Annotated in this window: 16 protein-coding genes and 1 riboswitch; all 16 genes read right to left on the bottom strand. The window is 73.0% G+C overall.

Going from position 1 to position 14392, the window contains the following annotated elements; translation table 11 throughout:
* Positions 1-111: 111 nt before the first annotated feature.
* Positions 112-2085 (bottom strand): allophanate hydrolase, encoded by a 1974-nt coding sequence (locus NFT33_RS15410; protein ID WP_251676674.1) that lies wholly within the window; start codon positions 2083-2085, stop codon positions 112-114.
* Positions 2086-2166: 81 nt separating this feature from the next.
* Positions 2167-2299: riboswitch (guanidine-I (ykkC/yxkD leader) on the bottom strand.
* A gap of 187 nt (positions 2300-2486) precedes the next feature.
* On the bottom strand, positions 2487-3446 hold the full coding sequence (locus NFT33_RS15405; protein WP_251676672.1) for a ParB/RepB/Spo0J family partition protein: 960 nt from the start codon (positions 3444-3446) through the stop codon (positions 2487-2489).
* Positions 3443-4594, bottom strand: coding sequence for a ParA family protein (locus NFT33_RS15400; protein WP_251676670.1), 1152 nt, complete (start codon positions 4592-4594; stop codon positions 3443-3445). The genes NFT33_RS15405 and NFT33_RS15400 overlap by 4 nt, the downstream gene beginning before the upstream one ends.
* A gap of 230 nt (positions 4595-4824) precedes the next feature.
* Positions 4825-5412, bottom strand: coding sequence for a nitroreductase family protein (locus NFT33_RS15395; RefSeq protein WP_251676668.1), 588 nt, complete (start codon positions 5410-5412; stop codon positions 4825-4827).
* Positions 5402-5749, bottom strand: a complete 348-nt coding sequence (locus NFT33_RS15390; RefSeq protein WP_149505545.1) for a 4Fe-4S dicluster domain-containing protein — start codon at positions 5747-5749, stop codon at positions 5402-5404. Before NFT33_RS15390 ends, NFT33_RS15395 begins: the two co-directional genes overlap by 11 nt.
* Positions 5746-6459: a tetratricopeptide repeat protein gene (locus NFT33_RS15385; RefSeq protein WP_420542729.1), complete on the bottom strand. Its 714-nt coding sequence runs from the start codon at positions 6457-6459 to the stop codon at positions 5746-5748. Before NFT33_RS15385 ends, NFT33_RS15390 begins: the two co-directional genes overlap by 4 nt.
* Positions 6460-6464: 5 nt before the next feature.
* Positions 6465-6869, bottom strand: a complete 405-nt coding sequence (locus tag NFT33_RS15380) for a cytochrome c-type biogenesis protein (protein WP_251676664.1) — start codon at positions 6867-6869, stop codon at positions 6465-6467.
* Complete coding sequence (locus NFT33_RS15375) at positions 6866-7444, bottom strand: DsbE family thiol:disulfide interchange protein (RefSeq protein WP_244954577.1); 579 nt, start codon at positions 7442-7444, stop codon at positions 6866-6868. The genes NFT33_RS15380 and NFT33_RS15375 overlap by 4 nt, the downstream gene beginning before the upstream one ends.
* Positions 7441-9441: a heme lyase CcmF/NrfE family subunit gene (locus tag NFT33_RS15370; protein ID WP_251676662.1), complete on the bottom strand. Its 2001-nt coding sequence runs from the start codon at positions 9439-9441 to the stop codon at positions 7441-7443. The genes NFT33_RS15375 and NFT33_RS15370 overlap by 4 nt, the downstream gene beginning before the upstream one ends.
* Positions 9438-9872 (bottom strand): cytochrome c maturation protein CcmE, encoded by a 435-nt coding sequence (ccmE, locus tag NFT33_RS15365; protein WP_220787508.1) that lies wholly within the window; start codon positions 9870-9872, stop codon positions 9438-9440. Before ccmE ends, NFT33_RS15370 begins: the two co-directional genes overlap by 4 nt.
* Positions 9869-10093 (bottom strand): hypothetical protein, encoded by a 225-nt coding sequence (locus NFT33_RS15360; protein ID WP_220787509.1) that lies wholly within the window; start codon positions 10091-10093, stop codon positions 9869-9871. The genes ccmE and NFT33_RS15360 overlap by 4 nt, the downstream gene beginning before the upstream one ends.
* A complete protein-coding gene (ccmC, locus tag NFT33_RS15355; RefSeq protein WP_473964567.1) occupies positions 10090-10896 on the bottom strand; it encodes a heme ABC transporter permease CcmC in 807 nt (268 codons plus the stop codon). Before ccmC ends, NFT33_RS15360 begins: the two co-directional genes overlap by 4 nt.
* Before the next feature lie 25 nt (positions 10897-10921).
* A complete protein-coding gene (locus tag NFT33_RS15350; protein WP_251676660.1) occupies positions 10922-11638 on the bottom strand; it encodes a heme exporter protein CcmB in 717 nt (238 codons plus the stop codon).
* The gene (ccmA, locus tag NFT33_RS15345; RefSeq protein WP_173803931.1) at positions 11635-12246 is read right to left on the bottom strand and encodes a heme ABC exporter ATP-binding protein CcmA; all 612 of its coding nucleotides are present in this window, start codon (positions 12244-12246) and stop codon (positions 11635-11637) included. The genes NFT33_RS15350 and ccmA overlap by 4 nt, the downstream gene beginning before the upstream one ends.
* Before the next feature lie 10 nt (positions 12247-12256).
* Positions 12257-13042 carry a Crp/Fnr family transcriptional regulator gene (locus NFT33_RS15340; protein ID WP_251676658.1) on the bottom strand — a complete coding sequence of 262 codons (786 nt, stop codon included), beginning with the start codon at positions 13040-13042 and terminating at the stop codon, positions 12257-12259.
* 316 nt (positions 13043-13358) lie between these two features.
* A partial coding sequence (locus tag NFT33_RS15335; RefSeq protein ID WP_251676656.1) for a nitric oxide reductase activation protein NorD occupies positions 13359-14392 on the bottom strand: 1034 nt, incomplete at its 5' end.

Here is a 14392-nt window from a genome sequence, read left to right as displayed (position 1 = left end):
ACGATCATCGACGTGGGTGCGGCCAAGGCGCTGAAGACGGTGGCGGTCGGGCGGGTGCCGCACAGCGTGGTGGTGGTGGAGTAACCGAGGGCCGCTGGCCGGTTTGAACGTTCAAACCGGATCGCTTGCACACGAGGCCAGCCAGGCCCGCCACCCGCTCAAGCCGGTGATGTCGGTCGCGCCCGCCAGCGCCCCCTCCTCGCAGATGAACCCCGGCACCACGCTGCCATCCGCCAGCCGGGTCTTGCCAATCCCCAGTGGCGCAGGAATCGCAGCGACGAAGCTGCCGAACTCCCGCGCCGGCAGCTCCCACACCTCGACCTCGATCGCGCGGCCCAGCGGGTCGCCCGGGGCGTGGACGAGCGCCGGCCGCAGCAGGCGCTGGCCGGCGGGCGTGACGATCGGCGGCAGCGCGTACAGGCGGTGATCCGGCGTGGTGGTGGTGCGGGTGATCAGGCGCGCGCCGCGGCTGGTGAGCTGGCCGTTGAGCGGCTGGCCTTCGAGGTGGGCGCCGCAGACGGCCACGCGCAGCTGACCCGAGGGCACGGCCGGCGTGATGGGCTGCGCGGCCGGCAGCGGCTGGCCGGTGGCGCCCAGCGTGGCGGCGCGGCCCTGCAGCGCGGCCTGCCAGCGGCGGGCCAGGTGCAGCAGCGGCACGTCCTGGTGGGCCGGCGCGCACAGCGTCACGCCGTGCGGCATCGGCGCGGTGGCTCCGGGTCGCGTGACGAAGCCGGCCGGCACCGCCACCGCGGCCCAGTCCAGCAGGTTCATGAAGTTGGTGTACAGGCCCAGCTCGCTGTTGCGTGCGATGGGCTCGGCCAGCATGGCCTCGATCGTCGGGTGGGTGGGGGCGGTGGGTGTCAGCAGCGCGTCGACCTGACGCCAGACCTGCGCGGCCTGCCGCTGCAGCGCCTTCAGCCGGTACTGGGCGGCGAAGGCGTCGGCGGCCAGCGGCCGGGCGCCGCCCAGCGTGATCTCGCGCGTGACCGGGAAGACGGCTTCAGGCTGCGCGTCGATGAAGCCGCGGATCGCCTGGTAGCGCTCGGCCACCCAGGGGCCGCCGTAGAGCAGGCGGGCGGTCTCCAGCAGCGGCGCGATGTCGAGTTCGACGATCTCGGCGCCCAGGCCGCGCGCATGCGCGACCGCATCGGCCCAGGCCTGGGCGTCGACCGCGCTGCCGCAGAAGTCGAGCTGGTCGGCGCGCGGCACGCCGATGCGCGGCGCGGCCAGGGCGCCGAGGTCGACGCCATGCGGCTCGGCCGGGCGGGCATAGGCGTCCTCGGCATCGAAGGCGGCGGCCACGGCGAACACGCGGTGCGCGTCGTCGGCCGTCAGCGCGAAGATCGAGATCGTGTCCAGCGTGCGGCAGGCCGGCACCACGCCGCGCGCGCTCAGCAGGCCCAGGCTGGGCTTCAGGCCGACCAGGTGGTTGCGCTTGCCGGCGATGGCCTTGTCCTGCGCGACCAGCAGGTCGGGAATCAGCCCGGGCAGGTCCTTCGAGGTGAACAGCGCACGGCCCTTGCCGCTGGTCTCGATCTGGTGGATCCACGGATTCCAGACCACCGCCGCCTCGACCCGGCCGCCGAGGAAGGCCGCCGCGGCATCGCCCGCCGACAGGTTGACGATCTTCACGTCACTCGCCTTCAGCCCGTTCTTGGCCAGCGCGTTGACCAGCACGAAGTGCGAGACGCTGTACTGCTCCAGCGCGACCGACTTGCCCTTCAGGTCGGCGAAGGAGCGGATCTTCGGGCCGACGACCAGCGCGTCGTTGCCGGCGGAGTTGTCGTTGACCAGGATGGCCTTGACCGGCACGCCCTTGGCCAGCGGGCCCATGGTGTCGGACCAGGTCTGGGCATTGGCGTCGAGCTGGCCGGCCGACAGCGCCGAGATCGAGTCGGTGTAGTTCGGGAACCAGACCAGCTTCACGTCGGCGCCGTGCTTCTTGAAGAAGCCCTTCTTCTCGGCGACATACCAGGCGACCCAGCCCGGCCAGTCCGAGACGCCGACCTTGACTTCGGCCCGGGCGGGCAGCGCTGCCAACAGGCCGCTGGCGGCCAGCACGCCGGCGACAAGGCCGGAAGTCACGCGGGAGAAAAAAGCAGGCATTCGGGGGCTCCAGGCTGAAAGAGGACACGATCCGGGGAGGCCACCTCGACGCAGAAGTGTTCCTCCCGGGCTTTTGTCCCGCCGTGGAGCCTGAGTGCCGTCGCGGCGGCTGCCGCGGGTACTTGAGGCCGGTCGCTCTCGGACCAGACAGGCCTGCCGCACGGCAGGCCTCGGAACCCTAGCGACCCTTCGGTCTGACGAACCGCGTTGCGGTCGCCTCCTGAACAGACTGATTGCAAGCGGCGTGCCTGAGGCGTGCGCCGCGAACCCGGTTCAGCACCGCACCATGCCTGCGCAGCGAGGGCCGCTGAATGGGCATCCCCGGTGCGAGCAGGCACCGGGCTTGTGCGGTCGGGTCGGGTGCGGTCTGGTTTGAACGTTCAAACCGGATCGCCCGACGCAGGCTCGCCCAGGGTCTTCAGCAACTGCTCCAGCCCCTGCGCGAAGGCCTCGCGGTGCTGCGGCGCCAGCTGCAGCGAGAGCTGGATGCGGCCGTCGCGGCGGCGGTAGTAGCCGCGCGCCTCGGCGCTGTCGTAGACCCGATGCGCCGGCCAGGCGGGGGCGGCTTTCTTTTCTGCGGGGGCGGCGTCGGGTTCGGCCCGGGCGGCATCGCGGGTCTGTGCGCGCAGCTCGCGCACCCGGTCGAGCAGCCAGCGCACCGGCAGGTCGTCCGGGTGGGTCGCGAACTCGGTGGCGAGCTCCAGCGCCGCCGCTTCGCCGCAGGCCTCGTGCAGCCGGTGCAGCTCGTAGGCGACCCGCGAGCCGAACTTCTGCGGATGCGCGCGCACGAGGTCGAGCACGCCGGCCGGCAGCTTCGCGTAGGCGCGCAGGAAGGTCATCATCGACTTGTGGAAGCCGCCGCGGCGCGCCAGCTCCTCGGCGGTCTCGCCGTCGGCCAGCAGCTTCTCGTGGAACATCGCGCGGTCGTAGTCGGACTGCTGCTCTCGACCCTCGTTCTGCTCGTAGCCGAACCAGGCGGCCTCGCGCAGCGACAGGCCCTCGTGGATCTCGGCCAGCAGCGTGTCGAGCGCGCCGTGCACCCGGCAGGCCTGCACCCGGGTCCAGCCGTCGCAGATGATGTAGCGCCCGGGCGTGTCCGGGTTCGGGATCACATGGATCGGATCATGCTGACCCTGCGCACGCAGGTCGTCGGCGCGCTCGCGGATCATGCGCTCGGTGTAGATCTCGCGCGGCGCCAGCGGGTGGGCGTCGATCAGGTCGACGGCCAGGTGCACCAGCCGGCGCCCGGCCGGCGCCACCGAGCGGGGCGCGTTCGAGAAGGCCGGCATCGGCATCGGCGGGCGGCCGTCGTTCGGGAGGATGAGTCTCTGCTTGGTCATGATGCGGTGCGGCGGCGGGCGGCGGCCAGGGCCAGGATGCGGCCGTGCAGGTGCTCGGCGAACAGGCGGTATTCCTTCGACGGATGGCAGGTGGGCTTCTGCAGCGTCAGCGGCAGGTAGCTGTCGAGCGACTTCGGGAACTCCTCGGAAGCCGAGATAGCGCAGGGCGCGATCAGGTCGCGGTACTGGTTGAGCTGGGTCTGCATCCGGCCGATGCGCGCGAGCTGCGGCGCGTAGTGGGTCGGCAGGATGATCAGCTCCGGGCGCACATGGTAGGCGGCGTCCAGGCCGTCGATCTCGCTCATCAGCTTGGTCAGGCCCTTGACGCTGAAGGCGTCGAGCCGGATCGGCGCGATCACCAGATCGGCCGCGGCGATCGCGGCGGTGCTGGTGAAGCTGACGCTGGGTGGGCAGTCGAAGACGATCACGTCGTAGACCGACAGGTCCAGCCCCGGCGTGGTGCCGGCCAGCGAGGCGGCGATCAGCTGGCGCAGATAGAGCTCGCGCTGGCCCTTGGCATTGGCCAGCGCCGGCTCGATGTCGCCCAGGAAGGTGTCGGCCGGGATCAGGTGCGGCCCGTGCTCGCCGAAGGGCTTCTTGATCACGCCGGCGGGCAGGGCGCGCACCGGCTGGTTGCGCTGGCGCCCCTCCAGGAAGGGCATCAGCACCGAGGCGAAGGTGTCCTGCACGATCGCCGCCGGCGCCACGCCGTAGGCCTCGGCCTCGTCGAGCGTCAGGTCGGGCTCGTAGCCCATCAGCTGGGTGGCGTTGGCCTGCACGTCCAGGTCGACCAGCAGCACCCGCAGGCCCAGCAGCTGCAGATGCAGCGCGGTCTCGACGCTGGTGGTGGTCTTGCCGGTGCCGCCCTTGATGACGTCGACGGTGACGACGACCGGGCCGCTGCCGGCGGCCGGCGCCTTCACATAGTTCTGCGCCCGGCGCCACTGCGCCAGCCGGAACAGCGTGTCGGGCTCGAACACCCGCACCGCCGGTGCGCCGGGTGTCAGGTCGGAGGCGCGGCGCACCGCGATGCCGGCATGGTCGGCATAGCCGCGCAGCGTGTTGTCGGTGACGCCGAGCAGCGTGCCGGCGGCACGCAGCCGGTAGAGCAGGCTGTCGGCCTGGGCGAAGGTGGATCGCAGAGTCATGGCCCGTCGGATCTTGGGAAGGGACGATGGGCTGGAATGTAGATGATCGCTTTACTGAATGCAATGTTCATTGGTAGGCGAATCATGTGAATTAATGTTTTTGCCTAACAATGAAATCTAATTGCAAAATAGTTTCAGCCGATTTTTGGCAGTCAAGAATACTAACGGCAATGCGGTTGCGCTCTGGCTTCCTGCCCGGCGTAAGGACGAGGCCTGCACGCCCAGGTGCCTCAGATTCGCTGCACGAACTCCGCCACCGCCGGGCGCAGCCGGATCGGCCGGCTGCGCCGCGGCGTGCCCAGGCTGATGAAGCACACCGGCTGCTCGCCCTCGGCCAGGCCGAAGGCCTGGTGCATCAGCGGCACATGCAGCGCCCGCCCGCTCGACAGGCCGCTGCCGAAGCCGCGTGCCCGCGCTGCCAGCAGCAGGTTCTGCACCGCGCAGCCCAGCGAAAACACCCGCTCGAAGACCGGCACCTCCGGATCGTCGGCCCGCAGGTCGACGATCGCCATGATCAGCACCGGTCCGCGAAAGGCCTTGATCCGCGCATCCTCGAGCTGATCGGGCAGCGCCTGCGGATCGCGCTGGCGCAGCGCCTCGACGAAGACCTCGGACAGGCGCTGGCGTGCCGTCTCGCCCAGCACCAGGAAGCGCCATGGGCGCAGCTGATGGTGATCGGGCGCGGCGGCCGCGGCGGCAAACAGCGCATCCAGCTCGGCCTCGTCCGGTCCGGGCGCCTCCAGATGCTTCGGGCCGATGTGCTGGCGGGTGTGGATCAGGGCGTCGCACATGTCGATCAGGGTGGTGTCATCGGTCACGGGGGTCTCGGTGCAGGGGGGTGTCGATGGAGGAGAGCGGAGCCAGTGTGGCCGCGCCCACCGGGCAGCCGGCAAGGCAGTCGCCGCAACCGGTGCAGGCCGACAGATCCAGGCGCAGCTGCATGATGCCGCCCAGCGCGGGCACGACCCTCACCGCACGGGTGTCGCAGGCTTCCGCGCACAGGCGACATTCGATGCGTTGGTGCATCAGGCAGGTCGAGCCAATGTGAAGCTGCAGCGGTGCCGCTGGCGGTCCTGAAGGCTCGGGCCGGCGCCGACCCGGATCGGCCAGGCGACGCAGGAAACCTCGGCGGGTGTCGGGGCGGTCGGGGATCATCGGATGTCCTGGCGGGTTCGGGCGTCACGCGGTGCTGCGCGCGGATCCTCGCCGGCGTCGAGCCGGCGCAGGGCCTCGTCGAGCGCCTGGCGGTCGGCGCTGCCGGGTGCGTACTGCGCCGACAGCCGCTTCAGGCCCTGGCGGGCCGCGGTCGCGTCGCCCCGGTCGAGCGCGGCCAGCACCCGCATCATCAGCACCGCCGGATGCTCCGGCGCCAGGGCCATCGCCTGCGCCAGCAGCTCGCGTGAGCGGGCATCGAAGTGGTGGTCGTCGGCGAGGATGCGGGCCTCGATCCAGTCGGCCAGCAGCTCCGGGTCCTGCACCGCGCGTGTCGCGGCCTTCTCGTAGGCCGCGGCGGCCTCGCGGTGGCGGCCGGTGACCTTCAGCGAGCGCGCCAGCATCAGCCAGCCGTCGACGTCGCCGCCATCGCGCTCGAGCCGCGCGGCCAGGCGCTCGACCATCGACTCGACCGTGTCGGCGCTGTCGGGCGCACGCCGAGCCGGATCGAGCGCCACCGGGTGGCCGAGCGCGACATAGAGCGCAAGCAGGGCCAGCGGCGCGCCCAGGCCGGGTGCGAGTGCCTGCCAGGCGCGGCGGCGCGGTGCCTCCGGGTGGGCTGGGTCGCCGGCCGCCACCAGACTGGCGCCGAACAGCGCAGCCAGCACGGTCGCCACGCCCAGGAAGGGCAGCAGCCAGTCGGGCAGCAGCATCGCGCTCACGAGGCGGCTCCCTGCGGATCGCGCAGCCGCCGCCACAGCAGCAGGCCGCCGCCGAGCAGCAGCGCCGGCGGGCCCAGCCACAGCAGCAGCGTGCCGGCGCGCAGCGGCGGCCGGTAGGTGACGAAGTCGCCGTAGCGCTCGACCAGGAACTCGATGATCTGCGCATCGCTGTCGCCGGCGGCGACGCGCTGCGCGATCTCGCGCTTGAGGTCGAGCGCCAGTGGCGCGTTCGAGTCGGCCAGCGACTCGTTCTGGCAGACCAGGCAGCGCAGCTCGGCGGTCAGCGCGTGCATGCGGTCTGCATCGACGTCGGACGGCGGCGTGGCCGCGCCAGCCCGGCCGGCGCCCAGCGCCGCCGCCAGCCCCAGCAGCAGCGCGGCGCAGGTGCGACGCGCGCTCACGAGCCGATCCCCAGCCGCGGCAGCAGCTCGCGCGCGATGATCTCGGGCGTCAGTGCGCCGACGTGGCGGTGCAGGATCACGCCCTGCGCGTCGATCACGAAGGTCTCGGGCGCGCCGTAGACGCCCAGCTCGATCGCCATGCGGCCGTCGGCATCGACCAGCGACATCGAGAACGGATCGCCCAGCCGCGCCAGCCAGTCGCCGGCATCGGCGGCGCGGTCCTTGTAGTTCAGGCCGACGAGCTGGTCGGCGCGGCCCTGCGCGCGCAGCGTCGCCGCCAGCGACATCAGCGCCGGATGTTCCTCGCGGCAGGTGCCGCACCAGGAAGCCCAGAGGTTGACGATGCGTGCGCGCCCGCGCCACTGGGCCGGGCCGACCGGCGCGGCCGCCGCGTCGCCCAGCACCGGCAGCGTCACCGCCGGCCAGGGCTTGCCGATGCGGGTCGAGGGCAGCTCGTGCGGATCGCGGGTCAGGCCGATGGCCAGAACGCCCAGCAGCGCGAGCGCGCCGAGGCCGGCCAGCCAGGGCAGCAGACGAGGGCGGGCCGGGCGAGGGCCGGCAAGGGGGGCGTTCATGCAGTTCTCTCCTCAAGGGCTCGGGCAGGTGCGGCATGGCGGGCGGTCGCCCGGTGCCGGTGCAGCCGACGCGAGGCCGCGGCCAGCAGTGCGCCAGCACCCATCAGCGCCACGCCGATCCAGATCCAGCGGATGAAGGGCCGGTACTGCACCCGCAGACCCCAGGCGGCCTGCGCACCGCTGCCGACCTGCTCGCCCAGCGCGACATAGATGTCGCGGGTCAGGCCCCAGTCGATCGCCGACTCTGTCATCGGCATGGCCGAGCCATCGTAGGCGCGTTTCTCGGCGTTCAGCACCACGGGCGTCTGTTCGGGGCAGTCCAGAATGAAGCGCGCGGTCAGCGCGCGGTAGTTCGGGCCGCTGGCGGTGCCGCTGGTCTCGAACTGCAGGCTGCAGCCGGCGATGCGATGGCTCTGGCCCGGCGCCAGACGCACGTCGCGCTCGATGCCGTAGGCGTTGACCATCGCCACGCCGCAGGCGAACAGCGCCACGCCCAGGTGCGCCAGCCCCATGCCGGCGCCGCTGGCCTCAAGTCGCAGCCAGCGGCCGCCGCAGCGCTCGTGCAGTGTCTGCAGCGTCGCGATCAGCAGGCCGGTGGCCAGCCACAGCGTCAGCGCGGCGCCCCAGCTGATCCGCGCGAAGCCGGCCTCGAGCAGCAGCGGCAGCGCCACCGCTGCCGGGCCCATCACCAGCACCACCGGGCGCAGCCGGCGCCACAGCGCCGGGCCCTCGTCTCGGCCCCAGCGCAGTCTTGTGGCCGGAATCATCAACAGCAGCGCCGGCAGCAGCAGCGGCGCCATCACCGCGTCGAAGTAGGGCGCGCCCACCGACAGCTTGCCCAGGCCGAGCGCGTCGACCGCCAGCGGATAGAGCGTGCCCAGCAGCACGCTGGCGCAGGCCACCAGCAGCAGCAGCGCGCCAGCGGCCAGCGCGCCCTCGCGCGACAGTGGCGAGCGTGCGCCTTCTTCCGTCCGGCCGCCGGTCCGTGCGCCGCCGAGCCGGTCCATGCCCTGGAAGCCCAGCGGCAGCGACACCGCCAGCGTCAGCGCGATCAGGGCCAGCAGGGTGCTGCCGCGGCGCGGATCGGACGCAAACGCGTGCACCGATGTCAGCACGCCGGAGCGCACCAGGAAGATGCCCAGCAGAGCCAGCACGAAGCCGCCGATCGACAGCCAGGCGGCGGCCTGCACGAAGCGGCCACGCAGGTCCTGCGCGGCCTGCAGATGCAGCAGCGCCGCCAGCACCAGCCAGGGCATCAGCGAGGCGTTCTCGACCGGATCCCAGAACCACCAGCCGCCCCAGCCCAGCTCGTAGTAGGCCCACCAGGAGCCCAGCGCGATGCCCAGCGACAGGAAGGCCAGCGCCGCGGCGGTGAACGGACGCAGCCGCCGCGCCAGGCCGGCGGGCTCGCCCCAGGCCAGCGCGGCCAGCGTGGCGGCGAAGGGCAGCGCGGTGCCGACATAGCCCAGATAGAGCAGCGGCGGGTGCAGCACCAGACCGGGATCCTGCAGCATCGGATTGAGTCCGCGGCCTTCCGGGGCTGCCGGCAGCAGTCGCACGAAGGGGTTGGAGGTCAGCAGTACATAGCCGCACATCGCCAGCGACACCGCGCCCAGCACGCCCAGCGTGCGCGTCGCATGCGTCCGGGCGGCCGCATCGCCCGAGGCCCCGAGCCGCGTGCCGGCCAGCACGCTCCACAGCGCCAGGATGGCGCACCACAGCAGCATCGAGCCCTCGTGGCCGCCCCAGACCGCCGAGACCGCGTACAGGCGCGGCATCGCCGTGTGGCCGTGCGCGGCGACATAGGCCAGCGAGAAATCGTTGTCGTGAAAGGCCAGGCCCAGCGCGACCAGCGCGCCGAGCAGACCGGCGAACTGCCAGCCCAGCGCGGTGGCGGCCAGCCGGGGCTGCGGCCGCGGCTGCAGCCCGGCGAGCATCTGCACCGCCGCGGCGACCGCCGCCAGCATCAGCAGCAGGTGACCGATCTCGCCGCTCATCGCGCGCCCGCCTGGCCGGCGTCCGGCACGTGCACGCCCGGCGGCGTGTAGTTCTCGTCATGCTTGGCGAGCACCTCGGTGGCCACCAGCGTGCCCGACGGGTCGATGCGCCCCTGCGCGATGGCGCCGCGGCCGGCGGAGAACAGGTCGGGCAGCACGCCCTCGAAGACCACCGGCAGCGTGTGCGGTCCGTCGACGAGCACGAAGCGCACCTTCAGGCCCTGGGCGGCATCGCGCTCGACCGAGCCGGGCTGCACCCAGCCGCCCACGCGCAGCAGCGCGCCGCGCTCGGCCTGGCCGGCGGCGATCTGCGCCGGCGTGACGAAGAAGACCAGGTTGCTGCGGAAGGCCTGCAGGGCCAGCGTGGTGCCGGTGCCGGCCAGCAGCAGCGCGGCCGCGACCAGCGCGAGACGGCGGTGACGGGGTTTCATCGGAGATCCTCTGCGTCGTGCAGGTCGTTCGTGTCGTCGTGCCGGTGCGCGCGACGGGCGCGGTGCGCCAGCGCGAGCTGCTCCAGCGCCAGGGCCGCGGCGCAGATCGCCACCGCCGGCCAGACCACGCCGCCGTGGCGGCCCATCGCGACGAAGGCGGCCCAGTCCGGCCACCACGGCCGCAGCGCGGCGAGCAGCTCACCCCAGATCGTGTCGTTCATGCGTGGGCTCCCGCCGCGTCGTGTTCCGCCTGCAGCCAGCGCGCCTGCGACTGGCGCTCGGCGATGAGCAGGCGCACCCGCGCAAAGGCGCTGGCCGCCGTCCATGCCCAGGCGGCCGCGCACATCAGCAGCAGCGCCGCCAGCATCGACGGCGCCATCGACGCCTTGCCCGGCGCGATCGTCGCGCCCTGGTGCAGCGTGTTCCACCAGCGCACCGAGAAGTAGATCACCGGCAGGTTCAGCGCGCCCAGCAGCGCGAGCACCGCGCAGGCGCGGTCGGCGCGCTCGCGGCCCTCGTGCGCCTGCAGCAGCGCCAGATAGCCCAGATAGAGAAAGAACAGCAGCAGCGAGGAGCCCAGCCGCGCGTCCCACACCCACCAGGTGCCCCACATCGGCTGGCCCCAGAAGGCGCCGGTGACCAGGCTGAGCAGCGCCATCAGCGCGCCCGAGGGCGCCAGCGCATGCGCCATCATGAAGCTGCTGCGGGTGTTCCAGACCAGGCCGACGCCGCCCCACAGCGCCATCAGCGCGTAGACGAACATGCTCATCCAGGCCGCCGGCACATGCAGGTAGATCAGCCGGTAGCCCTCGCCCTGCACCGCGTCGGCCGGGCTGGCGACGAAGCCCAGCCACAGCCCCGGCAGCAGCAGCAGCGCGGCCAGCGCGCGCAGCGGCCCGATCAGCCGGCCGGCCAGCGCATGCAGCCGCATCGGGCTGGCGAAGTGGAAGATCCACGGCGCCCAGCGCAGGCCGTGCCGGCGCGCCGGGGCCAGGGCCATCGGGGCAGAGATTCGCGTGTCCATCGTTCCTGTCCTTGTCGTGCGGCGCTCATTCCTCGGCTGCGGCCGCGCGCAGCGCCGCCGCGCCCAGCGGCGGGCAGGCCAGCATCGCCATCGCCAGCATCGCGCCGAGCAGCTGCAGCTCGGCCGCGAACGGGCGGCCGGCCTGGGCGGCATGCACCGCCATCGTTCCGAACACCAGCGCCGGCACCGCCAGCGGCAGCACCATCAGCATCGCCAGCAGCGCCGCGCCGCGCAGCCCGGCGGTCAGCGCCGCGGCCACGCCGGCCACCGCCACCAGCACCGCGCTGCCCAGGGCCAGCGAGCCCAGCAGCACCGGCAGCGCCGTGCCGTCCAGCCCGAACTGCAGCGCCACCAGCGGCGCGGCCAGCAGCACCGGCCCGGCCGCGAGCAGCCACTGCACCGCCATGCGCGCGCCCACCAGCAGCGCCAGGGGCGGACCGTCGTCGGTGCCGGCCAGCACGCACTGGTCGATCCAGCCGCCGCGCAGGTCGTCGTGGAAGAGCCGCCCACAGGCCAGCAGCACCGCCAGCAGCGCCGCCACCCACAGCACGCCCGGCCCGAGCAGGCGCAGCGTGGCGCCCTCCGGCCGCAGCGACAGCGGAAACAGCGCCGCCACCATCACGAAGAAGCCCGCATGCCAGAGCAGCTCGGCGGGCTGGCGCAGCGCCAGGCGCAGCTCGCGGCGCACGGTGGCGCGCAGCGGGCGCGCCCAGCCGCCATGCGCCGGACGGTCCGGCCTCATGCCCGGCCTCCGGGCGGGGCCAGATCGAAGGGCTCGCAGGCCGGAAAGCCCTCGGGCAGCGCGCCGTGCGAGCTCAGCAGCAGCGCGCCGCCTGCGGCCAGATGGGCCTGCGCACGCGCGGCCAGCCGCTCGCAGGCGGCGCGGTCGAGCGCGTCGAAGGGCTCGTCGAGCAGCCACAGCGGCCGGGGGGCCAGCTGCAGCGGCGCCAGCGCCAGGCGCCGGCGCTGGCCGGCCGAGCACTCGCGCAGCACCCGGCGCGCCGGCAGCCGTTCCTGCTGCAGCCAGTCCTCGACGAGCGTGCCGTCCCGCGGCGCGCCGGCCAGGTCCAGCCAGGCGTGCAGGTTCTCGCGCGCGTCGAGCGCGTCGGCCAGCGGCATCGCATGGCCGACGAACCACAGCGGCGCGGCGCGGCGCACCTGGCCGGCCGCCGGCCGGCGCAGCCCGGCCAGCGTGCGGATCAGCGTCGTCTTGCCGCAGCCGTTCGGGCCGCGCAGGTGCAGCGCCTGGCCGCGCGAGAGTGCCAGCCGCAGCGGGCCCCAGAGGCGGCGCCCCTGGCGCTCGCCCACCAGCGCGTCGGCCTGCAGCAGCGGGGTGTCGGCAGCGGTCATGCGGACGTGCTCACTGCAGCGGATGGCGCGCCAGCCGTCCGGTGTCGGGAATGCGGATCTCGCGCCGGTCCATCTCGATCAGGCCCTCGGCCTCGAGCTCGTGCAGCACGCGCGAGAAATACTCCGGCGTCATCGACAGCCGCGAGGCGATCGTCGCCTTGCTGACCGGCAGCGACACCCGGTGCTCGCGCGTGCGGCCGTCCTCGCGGCACAGCGGCGCGCAGCCGCCGCTGCCTGCGCCGTCGAGCGGCATCAGGCCGGAATCGGTCTCCGGCATCGCGCCGGGCGCGTCGCCGAGATCGCGCAGCAGGTAGCCGATGACGCGCTGCATGCCGTTGTGCAGCGCATAGGCCTGCACGTCGTGCACCAGCCCGTGCAGCCGGCGCGAGATGCCCGCGAGCATGCGCATCGCGAAGCGCGGATCGCGGCTGATCTCGCCGAACACCGTGTCCTTGCCGACGCTCAGCACCAGCGCGTCGCTCAGCGTCTGCGCGTTGATGATGTAGGGCTTGCCGGTGAACATCAGCGCCTCGGCGAAGCTCTGGCCCGGGCCGATGAGCTCGATCACCTTCTCCTGTCCGGCCGGCGAGATCGCGAACAGCTTGACCTGGCCGGTCACCGCGACATGGAACTCCTCGCAGGGCTCGCCGACCCGGAACACCGTGTCGCCGCGCTGCAGCCGGCGCAGCCGGCAGCCCTCGGCCAGGCGCAGCAGCTCGGGCGGCGTCATCTCCTGGAACAGCGGCAGCATGGCGAGGTAGCGGGGCAGGTCGAAGGGGCGTGCAGGGAGATCCATGGCGTGCGCTCGGCAGATGAGGAGAGGGGGCGGCGCGAATTGTCGGGACCGTTTCCAGTATTCAATCTGACCCAGGTCAATCCTGATCCCGACCCGCTTCATCGGACATCTTCTCCCTGTGCGGCCTGCTGCCAGCGATCTGTCGCTTGTCGCTTGCGGGTCTGGACGAGGTGCTTCTTCCCGGGCTGGGATGGTGCAGGTCAGCCCGGCGGGATGTCCTTGAACCAGTTCAAGGGCGGCGCGGGTGTCCGCCACCCGTTGCGTTGTCCGGCCTGTCTTCCTCGGCAAGCCGCCCTCAAGCTGCCTCGGCGCGGCTTCAGCGACTCACCAGCGCGGCATGGATCTGTGCCAGCCGGTGCACCAGCTCCTGCGGGCGGTGCACGCGGGCGTAGCCGTTCTGGCCGAAGAGCATCGGCAGGTAGTCCTGCGCCTGCTCGTCGATGGTGACGCAGAAGGGCGTCAGGCCGGCGTCGCGCGCGGCCTGCACCGCGTGGCGGGTGTCTTCCAGGCCGTGGCGGCCCTCGTAGTGGTCGATGTCGTTGGGCTTGCCGTCGGTCAGCAGCAGCAGCAGGCGCTGGCGCTCGGGACGCGCCGACAGGCGCAGCGTGGCATGGCGGATCGCCGCGCCGATGCGGGTGTAGTAGCCCGGCCGGATCGCGCCGACGCGCGCGCGCACCGTCTCGTCCCAGGGCTCGTCGAAGCCCTTCAGGTGCTGGATGCGCACGTTGTGGCGGCGCACCGAGCTGAAGCCGAGCATCTCGAAGGCGTCGCCGCCGCCCGACAGCGCCTCGCCGAAGACATGCAGCGCGTCGCGGATCACGTCGATCACGCGGGTGTCGTCGCCGACATGGGCGTCGGTCGACAGCGACAGGTCGGCCAGCAGCAGCGTCGCCAGGCTGCGCTCGTGGCGCTCGCGGCGCAGGAAGACGGCCGGCGCCTCGCTGACCGGGTGGCGAGCGTCGTCGATGCGGTGGCGCACCCAGGCGTCGAGGTCGATCTCGTCGCCGTCGGGCCGCGCGCGCGTCAGCACTGGCGCGGCGCGCAGCGCCTCCAGCCGCCGGCGCACCCGCCGCGCGGTGGCGCGCAGCGCCGGCGAGGGCCGGAACGGCGCGGCCTCGCGCGCGACCAGGCACTGCACCGCGCAGTGGTCGGGCACCAGCCGACCGGTCTTCCAGTGCCATTCGGGCAGGCGCTGCCCCGGGCCGAGCGGCCGGTCGTCGGCGGCCGCGCTGGGCAGATCGAGGTCGAAGCGCACCCGCGAGGCGCTGCGCCGGCCGTCGGGCGCGATCGCCAGCTCGGTCATCTCGTCGGCGGCGCGGCCGGCCGCGTCGTCGGGCTCGTCGTCGTCGG

Origin of the sequence: Sphaerotilus sp. FB-3 (assembly GCF_023706025.1) — a bacterium.
GTDB classification, from domain to species: domain Bacteria; phylum Pseudomonadota; class Gammaproteobacteria; order Burkholderiales; family Burkholderiaceae_C; genus Sphaerotilus; species Sphaerotilus sulfidivorans.
Note: the sequence above shows the minus strand (reverse complement) of the source record. Positions and strands in the feature narration are given on the sequence as shown.